Genomic DNA, 16503 nt, shown 5'->3' with positions numbered 1-16503 from the left:
CGCCGGCTTCGCTGGCGAATGTCGAGCCATGTCAAAATTGAACCTTTCGACCCGCATCGCCGGAGCCCTGTCATGAGCGTGCTTCGCATTGTCGGCTTTTCCGGAAGCACCCGTCGCCCGTCGCGCACCCGCGCCCTGATTGAGGTGGTTGGCAGCGAGCTGGCTGCGCGTCGGGCCATCGATTTCTCGGTTCACGACCTGGTCGATGCCGGGCCGGGCGTCGGCGCTTTCAGCTTGGCGGCTTTGCCGCGCGAGGCGCGCGCCATCATCGCCGCGATTGAGGAGGCCGACGGCCTGATCGTGGGATCGCCGGTCTACAAGGGGTCGTATGCCGGCCTCTTCAAGCATCTGATCGATTTCGTCGATCCCCTGGCGCTCGCCGGCAAGCCTGTCGTGATCACCGCGACCGGCGGCGGACACCGACATGCCCTCGTGGTCGAGCATCAGCTGCGGCCGCTGTTCGGTTTCTTCGCGGCGCAGACCGCGCCCACCGCCATCTACGCAAGCGACCACGATTTCCGCGACGGGGTTCTCATCGATTCCGCCGTCCGCGCCCGCGTCGCCCAGGCGGCCGCCGAATTTGACAGAGCCGTCGCACATGTCGTGCCGCGGCCGTCCATCGCCAACGTCGCCTGACCCCGGATTTTTGGAGACATCCCATGCTCACCAAACGCCAATTTCTCGCCGGCGGTCTCGGTGCCGCCGCCTTCGCACTGTCCCAGCGCAACGCCGTGGCCCAGGAGGCGCCGAAGGAATTCCGTGTCGGCTTCCAGAAAAGCAGCGGCATCCTGGTCGCCGCCCGCCAGCAGCAGGTCCTGGAGCGCCGGCTGAAGGCGCTCGGCGTTGAGAACGTGCGCTGGGTGGAGTTCCAGTTCGGTCCGCCGCTGCTGGAGGCGCTTGGCTCGGGCTCGGTCGATATCGGCACGGTGGGTGATGCGCCGCCGATTTTCGCCCAGGCGGCGGGGGCGAACCTGGTCTATGTCGCGAGCGCACCCGCGACGCAGAATGCCTTGCTCGTGCCGAAGGAGTCCCCCGCCCGCAGCGTGGCCGATCTGAAGGGCAAGAAGGTCGCCTTCGCCAAGGGCTCCAGCTCCCACAATTTCGTCGTCCAGGCGCTGAAGCGGGCCGGGCTGTCCTACAAGGACATCGAGCCGATCTACCTCGCGCCGGCCGATGCGGCGGCGGCCTTCGCCTCCGGCCGCGTCGATGCCTGGGCGGTGTGGGACCCCTATTATGCCCTCGCCCAGAAGCGCCACGACGCCCGCGCGCTCGTCACCACCAATGACGGCCTCGCGAGCCACAGCTTCTACCTCGCCAACAAGACCTTCGCGACGAAATCCCCCGCCGTGCTCCAGGCGGCCCTGGACGGGCTGCGGGACGTGACCGCTTGGGCGGCCCAGAACCGCGACAAGCTGGCGGCGCTCACCGCCGAGGTCACGGGGGTCGAGTTCGAGGCGCAAAAGATCGCCACCGACCGCTATCCGATCGCGTTCAACCCGATCACCGAAACGGCCGTGAAGCAGCAGCAGGAGATCGCCGACACCTTCCTGGAGCTGGGCCTGATCCCGAAGAAAATCACCGTCAGCGACATCGTCTTGTCCGCCCAGCGCTCCTGAATCACAACCCATCGAAAGACACGATCATGATCCGCCTCTCCCATCTTGCCGGCGCCCTAGCGCTGGCCGTCGCCGCCTTCGGCTTTTCTCCCGCGAAGGCGCAGGAACCGGCCTTGAAGGAATTCAAGATCGGCTTCCAGAAGGCCGGCCTGCCGGTCATTACCCGGCAGCAGAAGCTGATCGAGACGCAGCTTGAGCCGCAGGGCATCACCGTCAAATGGGTGGAATTCTCCGCCGGCCCGGCGCTGCTTGAAGCCCTGAACGCCGGGGCCGTGGATGTGGGCTGGACCGGTGATGCACCGCCGATTTTCGCCCAGGCCGCCGGCGCCAATCTGGTCTATGTCGCGGCTTTGCCGTCGAACGGGGCAGGGGAGGGCATCCTGGTGAAGGCCGTTTCGCCCATCACGTCTGTGGCGGACCTCAGGGGTAAGAAGGTCGGCGTCACCAAGGGCTCCAGCGCGCACAATCTGCTGGTGGCGGCGCTTGAGCGGGCCGGCGTGCCGTTCGCGGATATCACCCCGGTTTATCTCAGCCCGGCGGATGCCGCCGCCGCATTCGCCAGCGATAAGATCGACGCATGGTCGATCTGGGACCCGTTCTTCGCCATCGCCGAGGAGCGCCACCAGCCGCGCGTGCTGACCACGACCAAGGCGGAACTGAACGTCAACACCTACTTCCTCGCCAACAAGACCTTTGCCACGGCCCACCCGAGCGTTGTGCTCAAGGCCGTGGACGCGCTGAAGCAGAGCGCAGCCTGGGCGGATGCCAACCGGCCTGAAGTCGCCAAGGTGCTGTCCGAGGTCACCGGCGTCGACATCGTCGCTCAGACTCGCGCGGCCAACCGCCAGGTGTTCGGCGTGTTCCCGCTTTCGGATGCGGTCATCGCCGGTCAGCAGCAGACCGCTGACCGCTTCTTCAAGCTCGGCCTCATTCCGCGCGCCATCGTCGTCAAGGACGCGGTGTGGGTGCGTCCCCAGAGCTGAGCGAACCCGAGCGAACAGGAGGCCCCGATGGCCCGCGATCCCCTCAATTTCTTCTGGTTCATCCCCACCCACGGCGATGGCTCCTATCTGGGTTCTGAGACCCAGCAGCGCCCGCCGGAGTTCGGCTATTTCAAGCAGGTGGCGCAGGCGGTGGACCGGTTGGGCTTCCAGGGCGTCCTGCTGCCCACCGGGCAGAGCTGCGAGGATAGCTGGATCACCGCCACCGGGCTTGCCACGGTCACGGAGCGGCTGAAATTCCTGGTGGCGCTGCGGCCGGGGGTGATCACCCCCGCGCTCGCCGCGCGCCAGACCGCGACCCTCGACCGGTTGAGCAACGGACGCCTGCTGCTGAACGTGGTGGTTGGCGGCAATCCCACCGAGCTTGCCGGCGACGGCATCTTCGTGCCGCATGACGAGCGGTATGCGCAGGCGAGCGAATTCCTCACCATCTGGCGCCGGCTGCTGTCCGGCGAGACCGTGGATTTCGACGGAAAATATTATCAGATAAAGGGCGGCCGGCTGGATTTCGCGCCGGTGCAGGCACCCTATCCGCCGCTCTATTTCGGCGGCTCATCGGCGGCGGGGCAGGATCTCGCGGTGGACCAGACCGACCTTTACCTCACCTGGGGCGAGCCCCTGGCCGGGGTGAGGGAAAAGATCGCCGCCGTGCGTGCCAAAGCCGCCACGCGGGGCCGGACGCTGCGCTTTGGCATCCGCCTGCACTTCATCGTCCGCGAGACCGAGGACGAGGCGTGGGCCGCGGCCGACAAGCTCATCAGCCGCGTCTCCGACGAGCAGATCGAGCGCGCGCAGAACCGCTTCAACCATCAGATGGATTCGGTCGGCCAGAGCCGCATGGCGGCGCTACACGGGGGGCGTCGCGACCGGCTGGTTGTTGCCCCGAACCTGTGGGCTGGCGTCGGCCTGGTGCGCTCGGGCGCGGGCACCGCGCTGGTCGGTACGCCGGAGCAGGTGGCCGAACGCCTGCGCGAATATCAGGCCGCTGGCATCGATACGGTGATCGGTTCCGGCTACCCGCACCTCGAAGAAGCCTATCGCGTCGCGGAGCTGCTGTTCCCCGCTCTCGGCCTCGGGCGCGAGGCCGGCTTCAGCCGCACCATCGCAAATGAGTTCTCGGTGGGCAGCCACGGCGTGGCGCAGTTGAAAGCGGCATCATGATCGCACAGCTCAAACGCTTCGCTGGGAACGGGGTCGGCTGGATCTTGCCGGTGTTCCTCATCGGGGTCTGGGAGATTGCCTCCAGGCTCGGCGACATCCCCGCGAACATATTGCCGGCCCCATCGAACGTGGTCGCGGCCTTGTGGAAGCTCACGCTCTCCGGCGAGATCTTCCGGCACATCTATGTCTCGTCCTGGCGGGCGCTGACCGGCTTCGCCATCGGCGGCTCGGTCGGCTTCCTGCTGGGTCTGGCGAATGGCCTGTCCACCACCAGCCGGGAAGTATCGGACACGACGCTCCAGATGGTGCGCAACATCCCCCATCTCGCGCTGATCCCGCTGGTGATCCTGTGGTTCGGCATCGACGAGGAAGCCAAGCTGTTCCTGGTGGCGCTCGGGGTGTTCTTCCCGATCTACATCAACACCCTGCACGGCATCCGCACGGTCGACCCCCAGCTCACCGAGATGGGACGCATCTATGGCATGTCCCACGCCGAGCTTTTCGTGCGGGTGATCCTGCCGGGCGCGCTGCCCTCCATCTTCGTCGGCTTGCGCTACGCGCTCGGCATCATGTGGCTCACCTTGATCGTCGCTGAGACCATCTCCGCGTCCTCGGGCCTCGGCTACATGGCGATGCAGGCGCGCGAATTCCTGCTGATCGACGTAGTCGTTCTATCGATCCTGATCTACGCGCTGCTCGGCAAACTGGCCGACAGCGCGGCGCGCGCCCTGGAGCGCGTGTTCCTTCAATGGCATCCCGCCTTCCAGGCGCACTGAGGAGAGTGACGTGAACATCGCTTTGCGCCGCATATCTGCCTTTGAGGAAGACGGTTCTTCCGTGCCGGCTCCGTTCAACGCGTCGAAGGACGTCTCGGCTGCGGCCCGCCCGCCCTCCGCCGATGAAGGCCTGTCGTTCACCTTCCGCAAAGTGTCGAAAGCCTTCGGCCCGAAAACGGTTCTGCACGACATCGACCTGCATGTTCCCGCCGGTCAGTTCGTCGCGATCATCGGCAAGAGCGGCTGCGGCAAGAGCACCTTGCTGCGTCTGCTGACGGGCCTGGACCAGCCGAGCGGCGGGCGTCTCGCTTTGGGCGAAGGCGATGCGCAGTCGAAGGTCACACGGATCATGTTCCAGGAGCCGCGCCTGTTGCCCTGGGCGCGCGTGGTCGCCAATGTCGAGGTCGGCCTCTCCCACATCTCGGACAAGCGGCAGCGGCGCGAACAGGCGCAGGCGCTGCTTGCTGAGGTCGGTCTTTCCGACCGGGCAGGGGAATGGCCGGCCGTGCTGTCCGGCGGGCAGCGCCAGCGGGTCGCACTGGCGCGGGCGCTGGCGAGCCGGCCCCGCATCCTCGCCCTGGACGAGCCGCTCGGCGCGCTCGACGCGCTCACCCGCATCGAGATGCAGCAATTGCTGGAGCGCATCTGGCGCCAGCAGGGCTTCACCGCCGTTCTGGTGACGCATGATGTCTCGGAAGCGGTCGCGTTGGCGGACCGGGTGGTCCTGATCGAGGAGGGACGGATCGCGCTTGACGTGCTGGTTCCCGTCGAGCGCCCGCGCCGGAGGGGCTCCGTTGAACTGGCGCAGCTTGAAGGCCAGATTCTCGACGTCCTGCTGGGCCCGCCCGCCGCCTGAGTGCAGCCCGCATTGCCAATCCCCCCACGACCTGCGAGAGCGTGAACGTGGCGGGGCATCGCGGGTTGGGAGGATTGGGCGTGAACGGGGACCAGGCGGTGGAGACCATCCAGATTCGTCTGGAGCATGTCGCTCAGATCTTCAACATGCTGGACCCGTTCCCGTTCCGGCAGCGCGATCTCAGCTCCGACGCTGCGGACTATATCGTCGAATGGGCGCGGGAATTACCGAAGGCGGCGGCGCTCAGCATCGTCGTGTTCTTGCCCGATGCCGAGGCGCGCACGCCGCAGGCCGTCGGTCTGCCGGAAGCGATGCGCCATTTCTTCGCGCATCGTGCCGAGGTGGCGGAGCAGGAACTGAAGGAGCTGTTTCGCACCGGCCGCATCGTCCTGGCGATCGGGCTCGCGGTGCTCGCCGCGTGCCTCATCCTGGCTCAGGGCATCACCGGGCGGATCGGCGAGCGCACCCTGACGGATTTCCTGCACGAGGGGCTGATCATCGTCGGCTGGGTCGCGCTGTGGCGGCCGCTGGAAATCTTCCTGTACGACTGGTGGCCCCTGCGGCGGCAGCGCAATCTGTATCGCCGGATCGCCGCAGCGCAGGTCGAGGTCAAAGCGTCTCCCGTGCCATCGCCCGCCTGAGACAGCTCCCGGCGGGCGACGGCGGTTTGGCTTTCGCTCGCAATCAGGCTCGTGCGGTTTTCGCGGCTTTGGCAGCCTGCTTCTGCCGCTGCAACTGGCCATTGACCATGCGGGACAGGCCGACGATCACCACCACGGTCGCGACATAGGCGAGGACTTCCATGCCTGTCGGCTGGGCGCGATAGCCCACCAAGGTCCGCAACACGCGGCCGATGGGGCCGTCGTCGGCGAGGATGAAGCTGGTATCCCACAGCGGATCGGAGAGCTGCTGGATGAAGCCGGCATCCTGGAGAATGCCGACGGACTGCGCCGCAAGCCCCGCCGCGAGCAAGGTGATGAGAATGGTGGTGGTCTTGAACAGGTGCTTCACCGGGATCGCGACCAGGCCGCGATAGAGCACGAAGGAAACCGCGGCGCCGGCGAGGATGCCGAGGGCGAAACCGATCGCGACGTTCATGGGCGATTCGCCGCTCACCGTGATGCCGTACATGAACAGCACGATTTCCACGCCCTCGCGCAGCACGGCCATGCCGACGACGATGCCGAGGGCGGCGAGAGGCTTGCGGCCTTCCCGCACCTCCTTGCCCACGCTTTTCATCTCCATGACCATTTCCTTGCCATGGCTCGCCATCCACACCACGGTCCACACCAGCATCACCACCGCCACGGCAAGGATCGCCGCGTTGAGGAGTTCCTGGCCGGAGCCGTCGAAAAGGTTGGAGATCTGCTCGGCGAACAGCGCGATGAGGGCGGAGCCGAGCACGCCACCGGCGATGCCCAGGGAAATCACTTTGCCGCGCCCAATGACGCCTTCGGAGGCGGCCAGCATGACGCCGACAATCAGCCCTGCTTCCAGGACTTCACGGAACACGATGATCATGGCGGCGAGCATTGCGGGCCCCCTCGCTGCGGCGCTGACGCGAGAGACGCTTAGAGCGATCCCCAGGGGTGGCGTCTTTTCGCCTCGGAAACGCACAATGTCCCCGTCCCCTCGGAGGCATTCTGCATGACGTTGCTCGTACTATAGTGGGTGGTACACCTGCGGCAGGTGGCTGTCATTAGGCCGGGAGCGGATTGGAATTGTTCAAATCTTATCTTCCGCTAGGGGATCAAACCGCATTCGATTCGAGATTTAACGACGCCAAGCATCTGTCCTCAAGTATTCACCGGATGGTTAGGCAGACGAGGCCGAAAGGGCGCGGCGTTCGGACGCGCTTCTGTTCCATAGGGTTACAGGCGGTAAAGCAGGCAAGGTCTACAGGGAAACGAGGCGCGATCGGGGCTCCGCCGCTAATACCTCAGGGTGGAGCGTTTAAAGTAAATATAGAATAATTCCATTGTTCTTCCGTGTGCTTGTCCCCCAATACCGCCAGCGTTTAGGGTGCCTACCGGCGCGCAGATCGGGGGATGCCAGCCGCCCGCTCGCACGCCCAACAGGTGCCTGCCAGCCCGTGCGCCGGCACGTCCATCACCAGGAGTAGACCCATGCGCGCGCAGATTGCCGCCGCCGCCATCGCCTTCGCCGCCGGCTTTGCCGGCCCGGCGCTGGCCCAGGCGCCCAGTACGCCGCCCGCCGCCGCTAGCGCCCCCGCTCCCAAGGCGGCAGCGCCCAAGCAGCGCGACGTCGTCGTCTTCTACGCCGATCTGGCGCAGGCGATGTACACGAACTCCTATCTGGCGGCGAAGGAGATGCAGGTGGCGATCAACGCCTTCATCGCCAACCCAAGCGCGGACACCCAGCTTGCGGCGCGCAACGCGTGGAAGAAGGCGCGCGATCCCTACCAGATCACGGAAGGCTTCCGGTTCGGCAATTCGATTGTCGACGACTGGGAGGGCAACGTGAACGCATGGCCCCTGGACGAGGGCCTGATCGATTACGTGGACACCAAGAGCTACGGCACCTCGTCGGACGAGAACCCGCTCTATACCGCCAACATCATCGCCTCCAAGTCGCTGCGCATCGGCAAGAAGACGATCGATCTCACCAAGATCACGCCGCAGTTGCTGCACCAGCTCAATTCCGCGGCCGGTGTCGAGGCGAACGTGGCGAGCGGCTGGCATGCGGTTGAATTCCTGCTGTGGGGCAAGGATCTGCACGGCACCGCGCGCGGCGCCGGCGAGCGCCCGTGGACCGACTACGACCTCAAGAACTGCACCAACAAGAATTGCGACCGCCGTGCCGAATATCTGCGCGTCGCCACCGACACCCTGGTCAGCGACCTGAAGGAAATGTCGGACGACTGGGGTGCCAAGGGCAAGGCCCGCGTCGCGCTGCTGAAGAAGAAGGACAAGGCTGGCCTTGCCGTGATCTTCACCGGGCTGGGCTCGCTGACCTACGGCGAACTGGCCGGCGAGCGCATGAAGCTCGGCCTGCTGCTGCACGATCCCGAGGAAGAGCAGGACTGCTTCTCCGACAACACCCACAACTCGCACTACTATGACGAAATCGGCATCCAGGACATCTATTACGGCCGCTTCACCAAGATCGACGGCACGACCATGAGCGGCCCCTCGGTGGCTGACCTCGTGCGCGCCGCCGACCCGAAGATCGCCGACGAGATCGATGCCAAGATGAAGGAGGCTCTCGCCAAGCTGAAGGTCATCAAGGACACCGCCGACAGCGGCGAGATGTTCTACGACATGATGCTCGCCGAGGGGAACGACAAGGGCAACAAGATGATCCAGGACGGCGTCGACGCCCTCGTGGCTCAGGCCCATGCCATCGAGCGCGGCGTCGCGGCGCTGAAGATCCAGATCAAGGTCGAAGGGTCCGACAGCCTGGACAACCCCTCGAAGGCCACGAAGAAGTAAGGGTTCGCCCTCCACTCATCTGTCATTCTCGGGGCATGACCCCGGGGATGATCTCCTTTGTGCGGAGCGGCCCGGACTGAAGTCCGGGCGTTGCGGCTTCAGGGCCGCGAGCGATTTCGCCGGTAGTCGGGGACCAAAATGATTTCAAGACGCGGACTGATGCTCGGGAGTGCCGCTGCCGGCCTCGTCTCCCTCGCGCCCTCCGCCATCGGCCAGGTTCCCGCCTCCATCGACACCTTGCCCCCTTCGGCCCCGGTGAAGCGCATCTCGCTGGTCGCCAAGGAGATGGATTGGAAGCTGCTCGGCCCGGACAAGCCCGCCACCCGGAATTTCTGCGCCTTTGACGGGGAGCCCTTCAAGATCTTCCGCTTCGATCGGGGCACGCGCCTCGCGGTGGATTTCGAAAACGGCCTGCCCGATCCCACCACGGTACATTGGCACGGCATCCGCGTGCCCTACCTCTCCGACGGCGTCGCCCCGCTGACGCAGGACGTGATCCAGCCCGGCGGCACGTTCAGCTACAACGTGCCGCTGCCCGACGCCGGCTTCTATTTCTTCCATCCCCATTGCGACGAGACCGGCCAGATCGGCCGGGGCCTGTTCGCACTGCTGGTGGTGGACGACCCCGCCGAGAAGAAGGTTCCCTTCGACGCCGAGTGCTTCATCGTCGTGAAGGACTGGCGCCTCGGCGAGGACGGTCAGTGGATCGCCATGAGCACCGACGAGGGCGCGGCCACCGCCGGCACCTTCGGCACCGTGCGCGCCACCAACGGCAGCGTCATCCCGCCTCGCGTCGAAGTCCCCGCCTATGGCGATGTGCGGGTGCGCGCCATCGTCGCCGATGCAACCCGCGTGATCGATCTCGGCACCGACAGCGACAACGACATGCTGATCGCCACGGACGGTCAGGCGCTCCTGCCGCCTGTGCCGCTCGAAAAGCTCCCGGACGGGGTGTGGCGGATGGGGCCGGCCATGCGCGCCGACCTCCAGGTGCGGATGCCGGGTCCGGGCAAGGACGTGAAGATTTTCGATTACCGCTCCGGCGAGCCCTATCTGCTGACAACCTTAGTGGCGGTGGACAAGGGCAAGCGCCAACGGCCCTTCAAGCCGCTGTCTTTGCCTGCCTCCACCGCGCCCATGCCGGACGTCTCCAAGGCCAAGCGGATGGAGTATCTGCTCCAGGTTTCCGCCGGCCCCACCATCGTCAGCCCCGCATTGCCGGCCGATGATCCGCTGTCCAAGGCGCTGATCGATTCGTTCTGCGTCGGCGACAAGACCCATTGGGCCATCAGCCGGGATTCCTGGTCCACCAAGGATGCGCTGCGCCTCGTGCCGCCGCTGGAGACCCTCTCGGCCGGCACCACCTACATCATCACCTGTACCAATGTGACGAAGCATGTGCATCCCATGCATCTGCATGGGCATGTGTTCCGCGTGCTGTCCTCCACCAAGAAGAAGAACATGCCGCAATATCTGGCGGATACGGTGATCGTGGAGCCGAACGAAAGCGTGCAATTCGCCTTCAAGGCGGCGAGCGGCAACTGGACGTTCCACTGCCATATCCTCGAGCACATGGACACCGGCCTCATGGGCTGGTTCCGCATTACATGAGGGCGTGGGCCATCGCATGCGTGAGCCTCGCCGCCGGCCTTCTGGCGGCGGGGGCGGCGGCGGGCGGGCTCGATGGCTTGGATCTCAAGATCGGCAAGGCGCTGTTCGAGCGCGCCTGGATTCCGGCGCCCGCGTCCACGCGCGGCGACGACGGGCTCGGGCCGCTGTTCGATGCCCGCTCCTGCGCCTCCTGCCACCCGCGCGACGGGCGCGCATCGCTGGTCTTCGGCATCGATGGGGCAATCGAGGGGCGTGGGGCGGTTCTCGTTCTGGCGCGGCCCGATGGGTCGGGCGATCCGGTCTATGGCCGACGGCTTCAGCTCGATGCGGTGCCGGGCCTGACGCCGGAGGGCATCCTCGCCGTTACGGATACCAAGCTTCCCGACGGCCGGGTGAAGCGCACACCCGCGCCGACCCATCTTGCCTATGGCGCGCTCGATCCCTCAACCGGCCTGTCCTTGCGCGCGGCACCTGATCTGCGCGGGCGCGGGCTGATCGACAAGGTGCCGCCGGAGGCCATTCACGCGGTCGCGCAGAGCCAGCCGGAGCAGGTGCGTGGCCGGGTGCGTCACGTCACGCTGCCGGACGGGACGTCGGGCATCGGCCGCTACGGCTGGAAGGCCGGCCAACCGAGCCTTGCGAGCCAGTCGTCGGAGGCTTTCTTCCTCGATATCGGCATGTCCACGCCGCTCCATCCCGAGCCGTGGGGCGACTGCACCCCGGCGCAGGTCGATTGTCGGAATGCGCCGCAGGGCCGCAGCGGGGAGGGGGACTTCGAGATCACCGGACCCTTGCTCTCCCGCGTCGTCGCCTATGTGGCATCGCTCCCGGTGCCACAGACGCTCGCCAACCGCACCGGTGCCCGGCTGTTCGCCGCCGCCGGCTGCGCCGCGTGTCACCGCCCCGCATTGCCGGTGGCCGGCGGCGGCGAGGCCCGGCTGTTTAGCGACCTGCTGCTGCATGATCTTGGTCCGAGCCTCGCGGACACGATGCCGGAGCCCGGCGCCTCTGCCTCCGAATGGCGTACCGCGCCGCTCGCGGGAATTTCAGATGCCATCGCGCGCAACACTGGCCTGTTGCACGACGGACGTGCGCGTTCGGTCGAAGAGGCCGTGCGGTGGCACGGTGGGCAGGCCGATGGTGCCGTGCGTAAGTTTAACGCCTTGCCGCAGCGTGAGCGTGCGGCTCTGATCGCCTATGTGTCGAAACTTTAGGAAGATGGCTGGAGCCCTGAAATGAAGACGCTGTTCGGTCCCCTCGCCATCGCCTTCACCGCTTTCGCGGGCCTTGCGGCGCCCGCCCAAGCGGCGCCGGCCCTCGATCCCACCCCGATCATCCAGGCCTGGCTCCTGCCGCGCTACGATGCCCTGGTGGCCGTGACGTCCGCCCAGAAGGAGGCCTGGACCAGCTTCTGCGCCAAGCCGGCGGCCGCTGGCGTGCCGGCGCTCAAGGATGCCTTCGGCAAGACGGCGGATGCTTGGAGCGCGGTTGAGTTCGTCACCATGGGCCCGATCAGCCTGTCGCTGCGCGCCGACCGGTTCAATTTCTTTCCCGATCGGCGCAACGCGATCCAGCGCGGCATGGCGGAAGTGCTCGGCGATCCCGACAACGCCCGTTTCGAGCCCGAGCGTTTCGCCAAATCCAACGCGGCGGCGCAGGGCCTGCCGGCGCTTGAGCGTCTCCTCTATGACGAGGGCGCGGCGGATGCGCTGGCGAGCGGGGCGGAGAGCGCCCATCGCTGCGCCTTCGGCACTGCCATTTCAGTGAACCTCGCCAATATCGCCAAGGAGGTGCGCGACGCCTGGGGCGATAAGACCAGCGGGGCGCTGGGCGCCATCGTTTCCGGCAAGGGTGACCCGGCACTGTTCCCGGATGTCGCGGCCGTCCCCGGTATGATCCTCACCGATCTGTCCGGCGCCTACCAGCGCGTGACCGACACACGCATCCTGCCGGTGATCGGCGGCGGCGATCCCAAGCCTCTGCTCGCCGAGGGGTGGCGCGCCGGCCGATCCGGGCAGGTGGTGAAAGTGATGATCACCTCCGGCGACGTGCTGCTGAAGGAAGTGGCCAAGCAGCTTCCCAGCCGTCCGCAATGGGTCGTGGGCAAGGCGGCCGATGCCGCCGACAAGGCCGCCGCCGATTTCCCCGCCGATCTCGGTGCAGCCGTTCAGACACCGGACGGGCTGGCGAAGGTCCAGGCGGCGGTGAAGGTGTTCAAGGGCGCTCAGCTCACGGTCTATCGCCCCATCGCCTCCTACTTCGCCATTTCGCTCGGCTTCAACGCGCTCGATGGCGACTGAGGGGCGGGTCTCATGATGCTTTCACGTCGCGGTCTTCTCGCGGGCGCCGGCGCGGCCCTTCTGCTGCCGCGCGGTGGCTTGGCGCAGGTCAATGACCGGCTTCACGCCACGGCCCACGCACTGGACGAGGGTTGGCTCACTACGGCCGGCGAAGGCGACGGCTTCGGCGCCTTCGCGGTTGCGGACGACATGGGCGCGGCCGCCCGCGTTCCCTCTCCCGCGCGCCTCCACGGCATCGAGGCGAGCCCACGGGGCCCGCTTGCGGTCGCGGTGGGCCGCCGGCCGGGGAGGATCGCTCTGGTGTTCAACCGTGAGAAGGGCGGCAAGGTCGGGGAGTTCGGTCCCGGTCCAGGGCGGGTGTTCTCCGGGCATGGGCGCTTTTCGGCCGATGGCGCGCTCTTCCTGACCAATGAGATCGAGCGCCCCCAGGACGGGCCGGTGCGCACCATGGGGCGCGGCATGGTCGCGGCGCGCTCCGTGGCCGGCGGGTTCGAGATTATCGCGGAATGGCCGACCGGGGGCGATGGCCCGCACGACCTGATGCGGTCCGGCGACGTTCTGGTGGTCGCCAACGGTGGCATCGAACCGAACACGCCGGAAGCGCGCGATGCCGAGGTGACGGGCAGCACCATCTCCTTGCTTGATCCTGTGACCGGCGCCGCGCGCGGGCAGGGCGTGCTCTCCGGCGATCTCACCAGCCTGTCGCTGCGCCATCTGGCGCGGGACGGCCGTGGCGCGACTGTGGTGGCGGCACAGGACCTGCTGAAGGATGGGGTCTCGCGACCGTTGCTGTTCTCCATCGGCGGCGATGGCGCCCTGTCGGCGTTCGATGCCCCCGAGGGCGAACTGATGGCGATGCGCGGTTATGTCGGCTCGGTGGCGTTCGATCGCTCCGGCGCCTTCGTGGCGTGTGCCACCCCGCGCGGCAATCGCGTCGCGGTCTGGCGGAGTGACGGGCGCTATGTCGGTGCGGTTCCGCTGATGGACGGCTGCGGCCTTGCCGGCACGTCCGAGCCGGGGCGGTTCATTGCCACCAGCGGCTATGGCGAAGTCATCGTCGTGGCCGTGGAGGACGACAAGGTCGGTGTCGTCGCCCGGCATATCGGCGGGCCGAAGTTCGACAACCATATGGTCGAGGTCGGGTAGGGCGACCGCCGTCTTTTCGTGAGCGAGCTCACGATCTCCGTCCCCGGTTCAAGTGGCCCCGCCCGATGCCACTTAGCTCACTAAAGCAAAAGTTGCTTTTGTAAAATATTCCCGTTTTTGCATTTTATGCGCAGGTCGGCATCGACGCGCTGTTTCGCACACACCGCTTTGCAGAAATCTGCAATCCCGCATCGCGGCATGACTGGATTAGGCTCTCTCAAAATAACAAAGCCAACCATCCAGAGAGCGACACAATGACATTCACTCGAACATTCCTCGGTTCCGGCTGCGCGGCGCTCACGGCGCTCAGCCTTCTTGTCACCCCGGCGGCCGCCAAGGACACGGTGAAGCTCGCCTTCATCGGCCCGCTGACGGGCGGCAACTCCGCCCCCGGTCTCGGTGGGCGCAATTCGGCGACGCTGGCGGTGGACCTGCGCAATGCAGACCCGGCGGCCAAATACACCTACGAACTCGCCGTGTTCGACGACGAGTGCAAGCCGAACGTCGGCGTCCAGGTCGCCACCAAGGCGGCGTCCGATAAGTCGATCATCGCCGGCATCACCCATTATTGCTCGGCGGTGGGCATCGCCACGGTGGACACCTACAATCGCTTCGGCCTGCCGGTGGTGGTGTGGGGCGCGGTGCTCCCGGAAATCACCTATGGCAATGATTATCCCGAGATCCATCGCGTCAACGGCACGATGATCAACGAAGGCCGGATGGCCTCGGAATTTCTCACCAAGCAGGGCTACAAGACCTTCGTGGTGATCCATGACACCACCGACTACGGCAAGGGCCAGAATAAGTATTTCTCCGAGAACCTGAAGCCCAAGGGCGGCGAGATCCTCGCCACCTTCCCGGTCTCGCCCGACCAGCAGGACTTCACCGCCGAGCTCACCAAGATCAAGGAACTGAAGCCGGACGTGGTGTTCATCGGCGGCCTGACCCCGCTCGGCGTGCGGGTGCGCTCGCAGATGGACCGGCTCGGCATCACCGCCCAGCTGGCGGGGGTCTCGGGCATCATGACCACCGGCTTCATCGAGGGCGCAGGCGGCATAGCCGAGGGCACCATCTCGTTCCACAATGGCGCGCCGATCTCCAAATATGCCGACGGCAAGGCGTTCCTGGATGCCTATGCCAAGGCCGGTTTCCGCGAGGACCCGGACGCCTACGGACCGTTCGCTTTCTCCGCCGCCAACCTGATCATGGACGCGATCGAGAAGGTCGGGCCGGACCGCAAGAAGGTGCGCGACCTGCTCAACACCACCAAGGGTTACAAGGCGCTGGTGGGTGAGATCAACTTCGACGACCACCGCCAGAACATCGTCTCCGCCAATGTCTACGTGGCGCAGGACGGCAAGTGGGTCTACTGGCCCGACAGCGCCTATGCGGCCGGGACCAAGAAGCTGGCCGGGAAATGATCTGCGGGTAGGTCCCTCTTGAACGGGACGAGCGCAAGCCCATCGCTGTTCACCCTCCCCCCTTGAGGGGGAGGGCAGGGTGGGGGGTATCTCTCGGCTTGGTTCGGTGGTGGTGGTTCTGGCGGCGCCATACCCCCCACCCCGACCCTCCCCCTCAAGGGGGGAGGGAGTTCCCAAATTCCCGCCCGGCGCCCTTCTTGCAAGGGGCCGGGCACCTTTCCCGCTTACCGGAGACGGCCATGGACCTCGGCCTTCTGGCGCAATATCTGTTCAACGGGCTGATGCTCGGCACCATCTACGCGATGGTCGCGGTCGGCTTCTCCCTGTTCTTCGGCGTGCTCGACGTCATCAAGTTCTCCCATGGCGACGTGGTGACGGTCGGCGCCTTCTCAAGCCTTGGCGCGGCGGCATTGGCGGCGAGCTTTCTCGCCTTTCTGCCGGGACCCGTGGCGCTCGCCCTCGGCCTACTCGCGGCGCTGGGCGCCGGGGCGCTCTCGGGGGTCATCATCGGTCGGGTTCTGGTGCTGCCGCTGAAGAACGCGCCCGCCGTCAATGTGCTGCTGGCGACCCTCATGGCCGGCACCGTGCTGCGGGAGGCGATCCGCCTCGGCGTCCCGAACGGGGGCAATCCCAAGCCGTTTCCGGCGCTGCTGCCCTCGGGCTCAGTGACCGCCGGATCGTTCAGCGTCGGCATCGACAGCGTGATGATACTATTCGCCGGGCTGGCCGTGGTGTTCGCCACCCATCTCGTCATCACCCGCACCCGCCTCGGCCTCTCGATCCGCGCGGTGGCGCAGGACGAGGAGGTGGCGCGGCTGTCGGGCATCGACTTCCAGAAGGTGGTGCTGGGCACCTTCGCGCTGGGCTCCATGCTGGCCGCGTTCGCCGGGCTGATGCTCGGGCTCTATTACCGGGAGATCAATTTCAACATGGGCGTCATGCTGGGCATCATCGGCTTTGCCTGCGCCGTGGTGGGCGGCCTCGGCAGCCTGCTCGGGCCGATCCTCGGCGGCTTCCTGTTCGCCGGGGTGCAGACCCTGGTCACGGTCGCCCTGCCGTTCACCAGCGCCTACAAGGATGTGGTGGCGTTCGCGGTGATCATCGCGCTGATCGGCCTGTTCCCCACCGGCCTGATCGCGGAAAAATCGAGCGAGCGGGTGTGA

The 16503-nt window shown here is 66.4% G+C and carries 15 protein-coding genes; 14 read left to right on the top strand and 1 reads right to left on the bottom strand.

The genetic code is table 11. The features are described from left to right. Positions 1–72: 72 nt before the first annotated feature. The 7 genes from msuE (at position 73) to ADADO0_RS05185 (ending at position 6051) form a co-directional block, all read left to right on the top strand. Entirely contained in the window at positions 73–636 is a 564-nt protein-coding gene (gene msuE / locus ADADO0_RS05215) for an FMN reductase (protein WP_511304041.1), read from the top strand. 23 nt (positions 637–659) lie between these two features. Beyond that, complete coding sequence (locus tag ADADO0_RS05210) at positions 660–1616, top strand: aliphatic sulfonate ABC transporter substrate-binding protein (protein WP_511304040.1); 957 nt, start codon at positions 660–662, stop codon at positions 1614–1616. Between the two features lie 26 nt (positions 1617–1642). Continuing rightward, a complete protein-coding gene (locus ADADO0_RS05205) occupies positions 1643–2599 on the top strand; it encodes a sulfonate ABC transporter substrate-binding protein (protein WP_511304039.1) in 957 nt (318 codons plus the stop codon). A gap of 27 nt (positions 2600–2626) precedes the next feature. Then, positions 2627–3778 (top strand): FMNH2-dependent alkanesulfonate monooxygenase, encoded by a 1152-nt coding sequence (gene ssuD, locus ADADO0_RS05200; protein ID WP_511304038.1) that lies wholly within the window; start codon positions 2627–2629, stop codon positions 3776–3778. After that, on the top strand, positions 3775–4554 hold the full coding sequence (gene ssuC, locus ADADO0_RS05195; protein WP_511304037.1) for an aliphatic sulfonate ABC transporter permease SsuC: 780 nt from the start codon (positions 3775–3777) through the stop codon (positions 4552–4554). Before ssuD ends, ssuC begins: the two co-directional genes overlap by 4 nt. A gap of 61 nt (positions 4555–4615) precedes the next feature. Then, positions 4616–5410 (top strand): ATP-binding cassette domain-containing protein, encoded by a 795-nt coding sequence (locus ADADO0_RS05190; RefSeq protein ID WP_511304104.1) that lies wholly within the window; start codon positions 4616–4618, stop codon positions 5408–5410. Between the two features lie 80 nt (positions 5411–5490). Beyond that, positions 5491–6051: a hypothetical protein gene (locus ADADO0_RS05185; protein ID WP_511304036.1), complete on the top strand. Its 561-nt coding sequence runs from the start codon at positions 5491–5493 to the stop codon at positions 6049–6051. A gap of 43 nt (positions 6052–6094) precedes the next feature. Here ADADO0_RS05185 and ADADO0_RS05180 read toward each other — a convergent pair whose 3' ends face one another. Further along, positions 6095–6943 carry an FTR1 family iron permease gene (locus ADADO0_RS05180; protein ID WP_511304035.1) on the bottom strand — a complete coding sequence of 283 codons (849 nt, stop codon included), beginning with the start codon at positions 6941–6943 and terminating at the stop codon, positions 6095–6097. A 593-nt stretch (positions 6944–7536) separates the two neighbouring features. Between ADADO0_RS05180 and ADADO0_RS05175 the strand changes: the two genes are divergently transcribed. The 7 genes from ADADO0_RS05175 (at position 7537) to ADADO0_RS05145 (ending at position 16503) form a co-directional block, all read left to right on the top strand. Beyond that, positions 7537–8862 carry an imelysin family protein gene (locus tag ADADO0_RS05175; protein WP_511304034.1) on the top strand — a complete coding sequence of 442 codons (1326 nt, stop codon included), beginning with the start codon at positions 7537–7539 and terminating at the stop codon, positions 8860–8862. A gap of 159 nt (positions 8863–9021) precedes the next feature. Continuing rightward, positions 9022–10473, top strand: a complete 1452-nt coding sequence (locus tag ADADO0_RS05170) for a multicopper oxidase family protein (protein ID WP_511304033.1) — start codon at positions 9022–9024, stop codon at positions 10471–10473. Then, positions 10470–11687 carry a di-heme oxidoredictase family protein gene (locus tag ADADO0_RS05165; protein ID WP_511304032.1) on the top strand — a complete coding sequence of 406 codons (1218 nt, stop codon included), beginning with the start codon at positions 10470–10472 and terminating at the stop codon, positions 11685–11687. Before ADADO0_RS05170 ends, ADADO0_RS05165 begins: the two co-directional genes overlap by 4 nt. A 21-nt stretch (positions 11688–11708) precedes the next feature. Further along, positions 11709–12773 (top strand): imelysin family protein, encoded by a 1065-nt coding sequence (locus ADADO0_RS05160; protein WP_511304031.1) that lies wholly within the window; start codon positions 11709–11711, stop codon positions 12771–12773. 12 nt (positions 12774–12785) lie between these two features. Beyond that, positions 12786–13919, top strand: a complete 1134-nt coding sequence (locus ADADO0_RS05155) for a DUF1513 domain-containing protein (RefSeq protein WP_511304030.1) — start codon at positions 12786–12788, stop codon at positions 13917–13919. Between the two features lie 254 nt (positions 13920–14173). Continuing rightward, positions 14174–15340: a branched-chain amino acid ABC transporter substrate-binding protein gene (locus tag ADADO0_RS05150; protein WP_511304029.1), complete on the top strand. Its 1167-nt coding sequence runs from the start codon at positions 14174–14176 to the stop codon at positions 15338–15340. Positions 15341–15579: 239 nt separating this feature from the next. Continuing rightward, positions 15580–16503: a branched-chain amino acid ABC transporter permease gene (locus ADADO0_RS05145; protein ID WP_511304028.1), complete on the top strand. Its 924-nt coding sequence runs from the start codon at positions 15580–15582 to the stop codon at positions 16501–16503.

The organism is Aquabacter sp. (genome assembly GCF_965279295.1).
In the GTDB taxonomy this organism is placed as follows: Bacteria; Pseudomonadota; Alphaproteobacteria; order Rhizobiales; family Xanthobacteraceae; genus Aquabacter.
The sequence above is the reverse complement of the archived record's forward strand: the minus strand, read 5'-3'. Positions and strand labels throughout refer to the sequence as shown.